Here is a 13,367-nt window from a genome sequence, read left to right as displayed (position 1 = left end):
TCGATGCGCGAGTCGGGCGAGGGAAAGGGGGATCTGTTACCTGGTCGTGGGTATATGCAAGACGAACATGTGGAGTGTCCGTCATGAAAAGCAGCGATGCTGAATCGCACCGTTTACGAGATTTCGCGAAAGAAAAGGTCACCTTCAAGCAAGCACTGCTGGTGGCGGTGGCGGCGGGCCTGGGATATGGGTTCGACGCGTACGCGGTGAACATCTACAGCCTGGTGCTCCCCGCGATAAAGGATACGTTGCACGTGAGCCTGAGCGCCCTCGGCACGATCGGCTCGATCTTCCTTGTGGGTTATACGATCGGGACGATCGGGTTCGGGATCGCCGCGGACAGGTGGGGACGGAAGGACACCCTTGGCGTCTCGATCCTCGTCTACGGCGCCAGCACCGCTCTTGGTGGGCTGACGACGAATGTACCGGTGTTCACCGCCCTTCGCTTCCTCACCGGCGTAGGCGGGGCGGGCGAGCTCGCGGTCGGCGCCCCTTATACCGCGGAGATGTGGCCGGCCAGGCACCGAGCGGTCGGTACCGGCGGCATAATCTTCTCGCTGTACTCAGCCGGTTACATCCTGGCGGCCGGCACCGCTCTTCTCGTCGTCCCGCGATGGGGCTGGCAATGGGCTTTCATCCTGGCGATCGTTCCGTCCCTGGCGCTCTTCCTGATTCGCCGGCGGCTGCGTGAATCCACGCGATACACCGTCGCGAAGCTCGAGGCGAAGGCGAAGGGGAACAAGCGTGCCAAGGTGAGTATCTGGCGGGTACCCGGCGCGAAGAAGCGCATCGTCATCGGGTGGCTGATCTACACCGCGAACGCGGTGGGCTACTGGGGTATGACGGTGTTCCTCACGACGTTCATGGTGCAGAAGTTCCATGTGAGCGCCGCGGGTGCGATCAAGTACGCCATGCTGTTCTACGTAGTCCAGTTCCTCTTCTGCTACGTCGGTACCTGGCTGGCCGACGCCCTGGGCCGCAAGCCTTCCGCGATTCTGGGCGCGGTAATCATGATGGGCGCGACCGCCCTGGGTGCCACGGCGACCGGCCTGTCTTCCTACCTCGTCTTCGGTGGGCTGTCGATCGCGATGCTCGGCTGGCTGTGGGGTGTGGGCGACACCTACATCGCCGAGCTGTTCCCGACCTCACTGCGAGGGACGGGTTTCGGGATCGCGGTCGGCGGTGGCCGCGTGGTCTCGATCGCCGCGCCCTTCGTCGTCGGCTGGGCGATCTCCGTCTACGGTCCCACGGTGCCGTACCTGGCCTTCACCGGACTGTGGGTACTGACGATCATCGGGTACCTGATGGGACCCGAGACCGCGAGGAAGGAACTGGAAGAAATCTCCATCGACGTCGCGGGCGGGACCGCCAGTACGCAGCTGGTTCGCAAGGAAACGCTGGAGTCCTAGTCAGGATTTCCGGCTCGATCACAAGGAGATCCACGATGGCGCAGGATCAGCCACCGAAGAAGCAGAAGAAGGTCACCATTCCGTCCCTTCTGGAAAAGAAGAAGAAGGGTGAGCCGATCGTCCAGATGGCGATCTACGACTACCGGTCGGCCGTGATCGCCGACCGGATCGGTGGAGTCGACATCCTGTGTGTCTCCGACACCGGCGGGATGGTCCTCTTCGGGCACCCCGACACGACCTCGGTCACGTTCGACGAGGTGATGAGCATGGCGAAAGCCGTGTCGCGGGGATCGAAGTACGGGATGCGCATGGTCGACATGCCGTACTGGAGCTTCCACGTCTCGCCGCAGCAGGCGGTCGAGAACGCCGGCCGGTTCGTCGCCGAAGCGGGTGCGGAAGTCATGAAGTGTGAGGGCAACCGCCATCACGCCAAACACATCGAGGCGATCGTGCAGGCCGGGATACCCGTGCAGGGGCACATCGGGATCACGCCGATGCGGATGCCGCAGCTCGGCGGCTTCCGGGCACAGGGTAAGACCGCCGATCGTGCGAAGGAACTCGTTGATGACGCGTTCGCGATGGTGGACGCCGGATGTTTCTCAATCCTCTGCGAGGTCACCACGGACGAAGTCGCCGCCTACCTGGCGGAGGAGCTTCCGGTGCCGGTGGTGTCGCTGGGTGCCGGCGCCCGGTCCGACGGGGTGCACATCATCACCAGCGACCTGTTCCACATCTACGAGGAACACACGCCGCGGCATTCGAAGATCTATCAGGATCTGATCCCAGTGTTCGAGGACGTCTTCCGGCAATACCGTGACGAGGTGCGGGATCGCGTGTACCCCGGTCCGGAGCACACGGTGTCGATGTCGGACGAGGAGCGGCGGAAGTTCTGCGATCTCGTCGCCTGGACACCGAGCCGGTAACCGGCACGGGGAGCAAGGACCCGCACAGGGATGGTGAGACGGTGACGACGAGCAGGGAGCAGTCCGCGGCCGGGCATGCCGACCTCGATGAATTCGTGGAGGTCGGCGCTGCCGAAGATTTCGCCGACGGGCAGATGGCAGGTTACGAGATCGGTGGTGAGCGCGTTCTGCTGGCGAGAGTGGACGGCCGGTTCTACGCGATCGGCGGCGTGTGTACGCACGAGCGCGCGAACCTCGATGAGGGCGCCTTGTGTGACAACGTCGTGTACTGCCCCCTCCACTACAGCGCCTTCGACGTCCGGTCGGGCGAAGTGCTGGGACCACCTGCCGACCGCGCGGCACCTACATACGCGGTCCGGGTGGAAGACGGGAAGGTGCTTGTGGCCGTTGCTCCGGGCGGAGCCCCGCCCGGAGCAACGGAGAGCACCCAACCGGAGGCCGGGGAGGGCGTGCGTGAGGAGGCGCTGGAACGTGCCCTGCCCTGGCACGCGAGGATTTCCGCCGAACTGGACCGGATGGACTGGCTCCGGGAATCTGCCGACCGCATGATCGCCGGTCTCGTGCCCGTGCGGAGACGGCTCGTGCGGACGGGACTGCTCGATCTGTTGCACGGCCGCTGGTTCGGCCATGCGCTGCACCCCGCGCTGAGCGACCTCCCCATCGGGCTGTGGATCAGCTCGCTGCTGCTGTACCTGATCGGCCAGCCTCAGCCGGCGGCCATCCTCGGTGTCGCCGGCGTCGCGGCGGCGCTGGCCACCGCCCTCACCGGCGTCGCCGACTGGACGGTCGCCGAGGGACACGAACGACGTGCCGGTCTGATGCACGGCCTGCTGATGACCGCCGCGCTCCTGGTCGAAGCCGCGTCGTCCGCGACCTACTATTTCGCCGGCGCGCGAACAGTGGCCGTCGTGCTGTCGGCAGTCGGCCTCGCGGTCACCGTCGGCGCCGCGTTCCTCGGTGGACACCTGGTGTTCGGCCACGGCACGATGGTCAACCACACCGCGTGGCCACCAGGACCGGCGCAGTGGTTCCCGACGGCACTCGAAACGGAACTCGACGGCGCGCCAGGCCGGACGCTGGCCGTGCCTGCCGGTGAGAAGACGGTGCTGCTGCATCGGAACCGCGATGGCCGTATCTCGGCCATTCACAATGCCTGCAGTCACGCGGGTGCGCCGCTGTCGCTGGGACAGGTCTGTGACGGCGTCGTCAGCTGCCCGTGGCATGAATCGAAGTTCCGCCTGAGTGATGGCGGCGTCGTCCGCGGGCCGGCGTTCTCGCCGCAGCCGGTGTTCGAGGTCCGAGTCCGCGCCGGGCGGATCGAGGTCCGGTCCCGGGAGTGATTGGTCCCGGTGTTGCCGCCGCGATGGCCGGAGGGGCGAATGGTCATTCTGGCGTCTGACGCGCTGGCGGGCGGGGGACCGGCGATCTGGTTCCTGGCGGCCCTGATCGTCCTCGTGGCAGGGTACGTCCAGGGCTTCACCGGGATGGGGTTCGCCGTGGTGTCGACCCCGTTGCTGGTGCTGCTCGTCCGCCAGCCGCATCAGGTGGTCATGCTTTCGCTGGTGCTCGGCGCGATCCTGAGCGCGGCCGTCCTCGTGGAAACACGGAAGGGCCTCAGGCCGGGGCGTTCCGGGTGGCTGATCGGCGGTGCCGTGGCGGGAACCCCCGTCGGGGTCGTGGTGCTCTCACACGCCGCACCGCGGGTGCTGACGGTCTTCATCGCGGCGACGGCATTGGTGACCGCGGTGACCTGGTTGATCAGCCCTCCGCGGCCGGTCCGGCACGAGGCGACCGCGACCGCGGTCGCCGGATTGTTCGGTGGTTTCCTCAACGGGGCCACCAGCATGGGCGGACCGCCGCTCGCGCTCGTCGTCTCGATGCAGCGCTGGCGGGTGGTCGAGGGGCGGGCCGCGCTTGCCGCCTTCAACCTCACCAGCTATCTGGTCGGCCTCGCGACCGGAATGACACGGGCCGACACCGGGTTCGTCGTGCACGGCCTGATCTTGATGCCGCTGGGCGCGCTCGGTGGCGTGGCGGGCGCGTGGAGCGTGCACAGGATGCCGGGTCACAGGTTCCGATTCGCCTTGCTGGCAACCGTGTGGCTCGCCGGCCTGTCCGCGCTGGCGTCCGCGTTCCGCTCGTGACCGGCAGTGTGGTCAGCCCGGATGGTCCGGCATCGGTCCGATCAGGCGATCTTGCAGGTCTGCCAATCGTGCGTCGAGATGGTCCAGCGTCGCATGCACCCGGGCGAGATTCAGCGACTCCTGGCGTACCACGAGCCACAACGTCCGGCGCACGGAAATCTCGTCCGGTAGCACCGGCACGAGTTCGGGGCGGTCCATGACGAGGAATCGTGGCAGCAGGCCGATGCCACCGCCGGCGAGCACGAAGCCCAGTTGCGCGAAGATGTTCGAACTGCGGAGATTGGGGTGCGTGCCGACGTTCTCTTCGAAGATGTCGAGCTCGGGCACCTCGAGCAACGACTCGACGTACCAGACGAAGGTATGCGCCGCCAGATCTCCGGCATCGTTGATCGGCGGATGGGTGCTCAGATAGCTGCGGGTCGCGTACAGCTCCATCAGGTAATCGGTCAGATGGCGGACCAGGAAGCGCCGGGACTGGAACCGCTGGAGAGTGACCGCCACGTCGTAGTCCTTGTAGGTCACGTCGAAGCGGCGAGTGGCCGTGGTCAACTCGATTTCGAGCTGCGGATGGCTTCGCTGCAGATCGACGAGCGCCTGGGTGACCACCGTGCCGCCGATCCCGTCGGTCGCGGCGACGCGCACCGTCCCGCCCAGACTGCTGCTGCGGCTCACCTCGAATTCGGCCACCTGGTGCATCGTGGATTCGATGGTCTCGGCGTGGGCCAGCAGCTGCTCGCCGTCGTCGGTGAGCAGCCACCTGTTCCCGGTGCGGTGCACCAGGCGCCGGCCGACGGCCGTCTCGAGGGCGGTGATACGGCGGGCCACCGTGGTGTGCTCGACGCCCAGGAGATGGCCCGCTTGCACCAGCCGCCCGGTCCGGGCAAGTGCCAGCAGGTACAGGAGATCATCCGCGCGTGGTTCCGCCACTCCCCAAGTGTGCAGGATTGCACGCCCATGTGCGCAACTACCGGGTCGTGCGGGCTTCCGCAATCAGCACACGCACGGTTACATGGACCCGAGACCCGTGGTGACAAACTCCGGGCTTCGCGCACCACAAGAGACGGTAGGTCAACGATGATCTTGCCCCCTAGCGTGCCCGAGCTGGTCGATCTCGATCTGCTCCTGTGTGTGGAACGACTGGGCAGCCTGAGCAAGGCGGCACGTGCCCATGCCATGTCCCAACCCACCGTGAGCACCCGCATCCAGGCGCTCGAGCGCCGGCTCGGGCTGCGGTTGCTGGAGCGCACCTACACCGGGTGCAGCCTCACGCCGTCCGGCCGGATGGTGGCGCAATGGGCACGCGGCGTCGTTGAAGCCGCGGACAAGCTGGCCGCTGGTACGGCGGCCCTGCGCGATGTCCAGCGCGGCAGGCTGCGGCTGGTGTCCAGCCTCACCGTGGCGGACAACCTCATGCCGTGCTGGCTGATCGAGCTGCGCGAGCGGTTACCGCACATGGCCGTCGAACTGCAGGTGCGGAATTCTCGCGACGTCGTCGAGCAGGTGGCCGCCGGACAGATCGACATCGGGTTCGTCGAGGACCCCTGCGATCATTCCGGACTTGCCCAGGTGGTCGTCGGAGGCGACGAGCTGGTGGTCGTCGTCGCGCCGGGCCATCCCTGGGCCGGGCGCACCACCCCCGTCACGCGCGCCGAGCTGACCGAGGTGCCGCTTGTGCTGCGGGAACGAGGGTCGGGCACGCGGGAGACGCTCGAGCGAGCACTCGGCGGCCTGGACGATGGGCACCCCCACCTCGAACTCGGTTCCACGAACGCCGTCAAGGGCACGGTACTGGCGGGTGCCGGCGCGGCCGTGCTGAGCCGGATGAGCGTCCGAAGTGAGCTGGAAAACCGCGAACTCGTCCAAGTGCCGTTGGCCGGTGTCCGGCTCGTCCGTCAGTTCCGGGCATCGTGGCGGAGGAACGTGGAGCTCTCGCCGGCCGCGCAGATCCTCGTGACGATCGCCAGCCGGAAGGCACCTGAGACGACGCATCTCCAGGCGCGCCACACGACCGGACGCTCACTGGCGGGCGTCGACGCCGCGTGAGCATGCCACGGACATAAGACGCGACTATAGGGTAATTCGAAATCGCTGACTAGTACTGCCGCAATCCTGTTTGGCAGGATAGTACCGGACCGTTCGGTCCTGGCAAGCGTTTCAGCGGCCGGCTAATCTCGGTTATTGTGAGGAGCTCAGAATGCCATTCCCGAGCGACCTGGAAATCGCCCGTAATGCTGTGCTGAAGCCGATAGAGGATATCGCGGACGAGATGGGCATCGGTAGCCATCTGCTGGAGCGCTACGGCGAGAGCGTGGTGAAAATCAAAACGGAGGCGGCCGACGAGCTGGCGGGGGAGAGGCCGGCGAAATACGTAGTCGTCACCGCTATCACGCCGACGCCGCTGGGCGAGGGTAAGACCACTACGACGGTGGGGCTGGGTCAGGGATTCGGGCATATCGGCAAGCGCGCGGTGGTGGCGATCCGGCAGCCGTCGATGGGGCCGACCTTCGGGATCAAGGGCGGCGCGGCGGGTGGCGGGTACAGCCAGGTTGTGCCGATGGAGCTGCTCAACCTGCACCTGACCGGGGATATGCACGCCGTCACGGCGGCACACAACCTACTCGCCGCGATGCTCGACAATCATCTGTACCAGGGCAACGAGCTCGATTTCGACATGCACAACATCACGTGGCGGCGCGTCCTGGACGTCAACGACCGGGCGCTGCGGAACATCGTGATCGGGCTCGGCTCGTCGGCAGACGGCCTGCCGCGGCAGACCGGTTTCGACATTACGGCCGCCTCGGAGGTGATGGCGACGCTGGCGCTCGCGCGATCGCTGGCCGATCTGCGCGCCAAGCTGGGCCAGATCGTGGTCGGTTACACCGGCGACCGGAAGCCGGTGACGGCCGAGCAGCTGCAGGCCGCGGGATCGATGACCGTGCTGCTGCGCGAGGCGATCAAGCCCAACCTGCTGCAAACGTTGGAGAACACTCCGGTTCTGGTCCACTGTGGACCTTTTGGGAACATTGCGACGGGTAACTCGTCCGTGGTGGCCGATCTCATCGGTATCCGGTGCGGCGACTTCCTCATCACCGAAGCCGGCTTCGGTGCCGACATGGGCGCCGAGCGGTTCTTCAACATCAAATGCCGTGCCTCCGGCCTGAAGCCGGACGTCGCGGTACTGGTCGCCACCGTTCGTGCGCTCAAGGCGCACTCGGGCAAGTACCGGATAGTGGCCGGCAAGCCGTTGCCCGACGAGCTGCTGGAGGAGAATCCGGAGGACGTCGCCGCGGGGGCGGCGAACCTGCGCAAGCAGATTGAGAACGTGCGGCTGCACGGTGTCGCACCGGTGGTCGCGATCAACGCGTTCCCCACGGATCACCCCTCCGAGCACCGCATCATCCGCGAAATCGCCGAGGAGATGGGTGCTCGCGCCGCCGTATCGACTCACTTTTCCGATGGCGGGCGTGGCGCGGCGGAACTCGCGTCGGCGGTGGCGGAGGCAGCCGAGCAACCCAATGACTTCAGGTTCCTCTACCCCGACAACGCCAGCCTGCGGGAGAAGATCGACACCATTGCCACACTGGTGTACGGCGCCGCTGGGGTCGACTACTCGGACAACGCGTCCCGTCAGCTCAATACCTATGAAGGTGCCGGCTTCAGCCATCTCCCGATCTGCATGGCGAAGACACACCTGTCCATTTCCTCGAACCCGAAGCTGAAAGGTGCCCCGACGGGATGGACGCTCCCGGTCCGCGAGGTCCGAGCCTCGGTGGGCGCCGGTTTCGTGTACCCGATCTGCGGCGAAATGCGGACCATGCCCGGACTCAGCGCGGATCCGGCCGCCGCGCACATCGATCTCGACGCCGATGCCGAGATCGTGGGGTTGTCATGAGCTCATGGATGGTGCGGCAGTGAGCTCCTCGTTCCGCGCGCTCAGCGTCGCGAAGTTCCTGTCCGCCATCGCGGCGAAGCAGCCGGCCCCCGGCGGTGGTGCCGCCGCCGCGATGACGGCGGCCACCGCGGCCGGCCTCACCGCTATGGCCGCGCGCTATTCCGAGGACGTGCTGAGGGACGCCGTTGACCTGGCACGGGAAGCCGACCGGTTACGCGACCGGGTAATCCGCCTCGCCGACGCCGACGCCGAGGCGTACCGCGCGGTCCTCGAAGCGTATGCGCTGCCCCGAACCGACGACCTGGAGGAAAGGCGGGAGCGAATCCGGTCGGCTCTGCAGTGGGCGGCGGAGGTCCCGCTGGAAATCGCGGATATCGCCGCGAGCGTGGTGAAGCTCGCGGCACGCCTGGCCGAGGGCGGCAATGCGCATCTGCGCGGCGACGCGTTCACCGCCGTCTGCCTCGCGGAAGCCGCGGTGCGATCGGCGGCGACGCTGGTCCAGATCAACGCGAAAACCGGCAAGCTGGGCGACGAGCTGGTTGACGGGGCGGAGTGTCTGGTCCGCCTCGCCGCCGACTCGGCCGGCCGTGCCGTCTCCGAGAATGGTGGATGACGTGGTCGCAAAAATCATCGACGGCGAGCACTACGCGGCAGACCTCCGGGATCAGCTCGCCGTGGAAATCGCGGAGCTCGCACGGCAGGGAATCCGCCCCGGTCTTGCGACGGTCATGGCCGGGGAGGGTTACGCGGCACGGGCTTATGAACGCCGCCTGCGCGGGCTCGCCGGTAAGCTCGGCTGCCACTATGTGTGCGAGGCGTTGCCGGAGAATGTGACGGAGGCGGACGCGCTCGCGGCGGTCGGGAAGCTCGACGCCGATCCCCGAGTGTCCGGGGTACTGGTGCTCCGCCCGTTGCCGCGGCAGGTGTCGGAGGTCGCGCTGTACCGGCTGCTGGATCCGGTGAAGGACATCGAAGCAGTGCATCCGGTGAACGCCGGCCTGCTCACCCTCGACCGCCCTCGCTACATCCCGTCGACTCCTGCCTCGGCCTTTCACATGCTCGATCGGTACCTGCGAGAATCCGGGCGCGATCCGCAGGAGGTGTACGCGCGGAGCAACATGGTGCTGGTCGGCCGTTCGAACAACGTGGGCAAGCCGGCGGTCATCCTCGGCCTGAACCGGAACGCCACAGTGCTGTCGTGCGATGTGCACAGCTTCAAGGCCGGGCTGCTCTACTCACACACGGCTCAGGCGGACATCCTCATCATCGCGGCCGGGATGCCGGGACTGGTGACCGGTGAACACGTCAAGCCGGGTGTGATCGCGATCGACGTGGGGATCAACCCGGTCGAAGAACCGCGAACCGGCAAGGTCCGGCTGGTCGGTGACCTCGACTTCGCCACGGTGGCGGCGAAAGCCGAGGCGATCTCGCCGGTTCCTGGCGGCGTCGGCCCGATCACCGACGTGTGGCTGCTGCGGAACACGGTAGCGGCGGCGCGGGCCGCCGCCGGGTTGCCCGGCACGGAACCCGAGCAGAGGCCACACCGCCTCGCCGGTTGATCCGGTGGGGCGGCACGTGCCGGGCCATCGCACGCGTCCGCTGATCAGGCGGCGGCACGCAGCGCAGCGGCTACCCGCACGGCATCGAGGGTGAGGGGCACGGTGTGGGCACGAACGCCCCAGACGCCGGTAGCAGCAGCGAGCGCGGCCACCGCGGCCGATGCCGCGTCTCGCTCGTCGGTCGGCGTTTTCGCGCCGCCTTCGCCCGCGAGCAGCTCACCGAGAAACGACTTGCGGGACGCGCCGATCAGCAACGGCCGACCGAGTTGCTTGAGCACGTCGAGGTGGGCGAGAAGGCGCCAATTGTGTTCGGCCGTCTTCGCGAAACCCAGGCCCGGGTCGAGCACGATCTGGTCAGCCCGAACCCCGGCGTCGACGACCGCGCACAGCCGCTGCTGCAGCTCGGCCGCGACTTCTGTGACGACATCGCCGTAGTGCGCGTTACGCTGCATCTGCGTGCTGGGGCCGCGCCAGTGCATGAGGATGTAGGGCACGTCGGCGTGTGCGACGAACCTGGGCATGAGTGGATCGGCAAGGCCGCCGCTCACGTCGTTGACGATCCGTGCGCCGGCGTCCACCGCGGCCTCGGCCACGCATGCTCGCGTGGTATCGATGCTGACCGACGCCCCCGCCGCCGACAGTTCCGACACGACCGGGAGGACTCGCCGCAATTCCTCGTCGGCCGGGACCCGGCCGGCGCCCGGCCGAGTCGATTCTCCGCCGACGTCGATGATGTCGGCCCCGGCCCTCAGTAGCCCCATCCCGTGCGCTATCGCCGCTTTGGTTTCGAAGAAAAGCCCACCGTCGGAAAACGAGTCCGGGGTGACGTTGACAACTGCCATGACGACACATCGATCCAGCTCGGGCAGCGTGGTCACACCGTTTTCGGCGGTTTGTGCTTCGACGTTTGTTTGCATAGTAATCCCATGCGCAGCAGGAGTGGCTGATCGCTGAAAAGAATGGTACGGGAAACTACTTCCGGGTGGTCATCGGATTTCCTTGGTACGTGCTCGCGCTCGCTGATGCCCGGCCGCATGGTGAGCGTGTGCGGGTCGAGTTCGAGAGTGGCCAGCAGGTTGTGCGTGACGGCGCGGACCGACACGAAGGTTCGCAGCTGTAAGAGTGTCACGAGCAGGACCTCCTGTGTTCGACGGATCCGGGTGGGCGCGGCTGCGAAATACCGGCCATCACGGCGGGCAATGAGGTTGTGAAAAATGGTCAATACGCAACGCGGGTGTGATGCCGTACGGTCGCTACATGCGGGTGGCGCGTGACAGGACAGGGGTGCCGCCGTGCGGACACTTCTGATCGACAATTACGACTCGTTCACCTACAACCTCAACCAGTTGCTCGGCGAGGTGAACGGAGTCGCACCGACCGTGGTACACAACACCACGAAATGGGCCCGGCTGCCTCTCCAGGACGTGGATTGCGTGGTGATTTCGCCGGGGCCGGGGCGCGCCGACCGCCCCGCGGACTTCGGTGTCTGCGCCCGGGTGATCCGGGAGTGCGATTTGCCCATACTGGGAGTCTGCCTGGGGCATCAGGGCATCGCGCATGTGCTGGGCGGGGCCGTCGGCTTCGCCCCGGAACCGGTGCACGGGCGTACGTCGGACATCCACCACGAGCGAACCGGCCTCTTCGCCGGGCTGCCGTCGCCGCTCGTCGCGGTCCGGTACCACTCGCTCGCCGTTACCGCGCTACCGCCCGACCTGGAAGCTACCGCCTGGGCGCCGGACGGTGTGATCATGGCACTGCGGCATCGTCACCAGCCGATTTGGGGTGTGCAGTTCCACCCTGAGTCGATCGGCAGCACGGCCGGACGGGACCTGCTGGCGAACTTCCGTGATCTCGCCGCCGCGCGCCGAGGGCAGCCCCCTCGCGGCGCCGGTGCGCGCAGTGGTGGCCGTAAGCCATCGACGGCCGGCACGCGGGCGCGGTTGGGCGCGGAGCCGCCGAATCCCGCGCCGGTTCGCTACCGCACGCACGTCCGGCGGGTACCGGTACTGCCCGATGCCGAGCGGGTGTTCGAGCGGCTGTTCGCGGACTCACCGCACGCGTTCTGGCTGGACTCGACCGCCGTGCGGGATGGGGAATCACGGTTCTCGTTCCTCGGCGACGGTGGCGGTCCGCTCGCCGAGTACGTGACGTACTCCACCACGGCCGGCACGGTCACCGTGCACCGGACGGGAGCGAACCACGAACCGGAAACAGTCGCGCAGCAGCTGTTCGCTTACCTGGACACGGAGCTGCGCAGGCGGTTCGTCGCCGTGCCGGACGGGTTGCCGTTCGAGTTCAATCTCGGCTACGTCGGCTATCTCGGCTACGAGCTGAAAGCGGAAACCGGCGGCCGCTTGGTGCATGAAGCTCCCACCCCGGATGCCGCGCTGCTCTTCGTCGACCGGCTGCTCGCGATCGACCACCGCGATGGCTGTTGTTACCTGCTCGCGCTCACCGCCGAAGAGGAAACCGCGGACGGCGCCGGTCGATGGCTCGACGAAGTGACCCGTCATATCGTCGATCTGCCCCTTCGACCGGATGCCGGTCCCCGCGACGAGCCCGGTCCGGGAGTTCTCGACTTCGGGGACCTGGTTCCGCGGCACGACAGAGCCGCCTACCTGAAACGTGTCGATCAGTGCCTGACCGAAATCGGTGACGGAGAGTCGTACGAGATCTGCTTGACAAACATGGTTTCCATCACCGGTGTGCTCGACCCGCTGGCGACGTACCGGCGACTTCGCAGGATCAGCCCGGTGCCCTATGGCGCGCTACTGCGCTTCCCAGAGGTCGCCGTGCTCAGTGCCTCACCGGAACGGTTCATGTCCATCAGCGCCGGTGGGGTGGCGGAATCCAAGCCGATCAAGGGAACCCGGTCACGTGGTGCGAACCCCGGGGAGGACGCGGCGCTTCGGATCGATCTGTGCAGAGCGGAGAAGGACCTTGCGGAGAACATGATGATCGTCGACGTCGTCCGCAACGATCTCAACTCTGTCTGCGAAATCGCGTCGGTGCATGTGCCGAAGCTGTTCGAGGTGGAGAGCTACGCCACGGTGCATCACCTCGTGTCGACCGTGCGCGGCACCCTGCGGCCCGAGGAGTCCGCGGTGAGCTGCGTGCGCGCGGCCTTCCCCGGAGGCTCGATGACCGGGGCGCCCAAGATCCGGACGATGGACATCCTCGACCACCTCGAGGAGGGGCCGCGCGGCGTGTATTCCGGGGCGCTGGGCTGGTTCTCACTCGGCGGCGCGGCGGACCTGGGCATGGTCATCCGGACTCTCGTCATCGCCGGCGGGCGTGCGAGCTTCGGTGTCGGCGGAGCAATTCTCGCCCTCTCCGATCCGGACGAGGAATTCGAGGAAACGCTCGTCAAGTCCCGCGTCATGGTTGACGCGGCGACCCGGCCGGTTCAGGGAAACCAGTCATAGTGTCGTGCTATACCC

General features: G+C 66.9%; 12 protein-coding genes. 9 read left to right on the top strand and 3 right to left on the bottom strand.

Going from position 1 to position 13,367, the window contains the following annotated elements:
- Positions 1–83: 83 nt before the first annotated feature.
- From FG385_RS15815 to FG385_RS15800, 4 genes are read left to right on the top strand one after another with little or no spacing between them, the layout of a single operon-like run.
- Positions 84–1,409, top strand: a complete 1,326-nt coding sequence (locus FG385_RS15815; protein WP_139097501.1) for an MFS transporter — start codon at positions 84–86, stop codon at positions 1,407–1,409.
- Positions 1,410–1,444: 35 nt separating this feature from the next.
- Positions 1,445–2,332, top strand: coding sequence for a 3-methyl-2-oxobutanoate hydroxymethyltransferase (gene panB / locus FG385_RS15810; RefSeq protein WP_139097500.1), 888 nt, complete (start codon positions 1,445–1,447; stop codon positions 2,330–2,332).
- Positions 2,333–2,373: 41 nt separating this feature from the next.
- Positions 2,374–3,672 (top strand): Rieske 2Fe-2S domain-containing protein, encoded by a 1,299-nt coding sequence (locus FG385_RS15805; protein WP_139097499.1) that lies wholly within the window; start codon positions 2,374–2,376, stop codon positions 3,670–3,672.
- A gap of 39 nt (positions 3,673–3,711) precedes the next feature.
- A complete protein-coding gene (locus tag FG385_RS15800; protein WP_139097498.1) occupies positions 3,712–4,476 on the top strand; it encodes a sulfite exporter TauE/SafE family protein in 765 nt (254 codons plus the stop codon).
- A gap of 12 nt (positions 4,477–4,488) precedes the next feature.
- On the opposite strand, the gene FG385_RS15795 is transcribed toward FG385_RS15800, so the two are convergent.
- Entirely contained in the window at positions 4,489–5,403 is a 915-nt protein-coding gene (locus FG385_RS15795) for a LysR family transcriptional regulator (RefSeq protein ID WP_160148820.1), read from the bottom strand.
- A gap of 147 nt (positions 5,404–5,550) precedes the next feature.
- On the opposite strand from FG385_RS15795, the gene FG385_RS15790 reads away from it, so the two are divergent.
- The 4 genes from FG385_RS15790 to FG385_RS15775 all read left to right on the top strand — a co-directional run bounded on the left by FG385_RS15790 (position 5,551) and on the right by FG385_RS15775 (position 9,927).
- Positions 5,551–6,519 (top strand): LysR family transcriptional regulator, encoded by a 969-nt coding sequence (locus FG385_RS15790; protein ID WP_160148819.1) that lies wholly within the window; start codon positions 5,551–5,553, stop codon positions 6,517–6,519.
- A 151-nt stretch (positions 6,520–6,670) separates the two neighbouring features.
- Positions 6,671–8,368 carry a formate--tetrahydrofolate ligase gene (locus tag FG385_RS15785; protein WP_139097495.1) on the top strand — a complete coding sequence of 566 codons (1,698 nt, stop codon included), beginning with the start codon at positions 6,671–6,673 and terminating at the stop codon, positions 8,366–8,368.
- Positions 8,369–8,387: 19 nt separating this feature from the next.
- On the top strand, positions 8,388–8,981 hold the full coding sequence (locus FG385_RS15780; protein WP_160148818.1) for a cyclodeaminase/cyclohydrolase family protein: 594 nt from the start codon (positions 8,388–8,390) through the stop codon (positions 8,979–8,981).
- Position 8,982: 1 nt separating this feature from the next.
- Positions 8,983–9,927 carry a bifunctional 5,10-methylenetetrahydrofolate dehydrogenase/5,10-methenyltetrahydrofolate cyclohydrolase gene (locus FG385_RS15775; RefSeq protein ID WP_139097493.1) on the top strand — a complete coding sequence of 315 codons (945 nt, stop codon included), beginning with the start codon at positions 8,983–8,985 and terminating at the stop codon, positions 9,925–9,927.
- 44 nt (positions 9,928–9,971) lie between these two features.
- Here FG385_RS15775 and folP read toward each other — a convergent pair whose 3' ends face one another.
- Complete coding sequence (gene folP, locus FG385_RS15770; protein ID WP_456061878.1) at positions 9,972–10,805, bottom strand: dihydropteroate synthase; 834 nt, start codon at positions 10,803–10,805, stop codon at positions 9,972–9,974.
- Entirely contained in the window at positions 10,802–11,056 is a 255-nt protein-coding gene (locus FG385_RS15765; protein ID WP_139097491.1) for a hypothetical protein, read from the bottom strand. Before FG385_RS15765 ends, folP begins: the two co-directional genes overlap by 4 nt.
- Before the next feature lie 163 nt (positions 11,057–11,219).
- Between FG385_RS15765 and pabB the strand changes: the two genes are divergently transcribed.
- Positions 11,220–13,352 (top strand): aminodeoxychorismate synthase component I, encoded by a 2,133-nt coding sequence (gene pabB / locus FG385_RS15760; RefSeq protein ID WP_139097490.1) that lies wholly within the window; start codon positions 11,220–11,222, stop codon positions 13,350–13,352.
- The last annotated feature ends 15 nt before the right edge of the window (positions 13,353–13,367 follow it).

Source organism: Amycolatopsis alkalitolerans, from assembly GCF_006152065.1.
Taxonomy (GTDB): Bacteria; Actinomycetota; Actinomycetes; order Mycobacteriales; family Pseudonocardiaceae; genus Amycolatopsis_E; species Amycolatopsis_E alkalitolerans.
The sequence above is the reverse complement of the archived record's forward strand: the minus strand, read 5'-3'. Positions and strand labels throughout refer to the sequence as shown.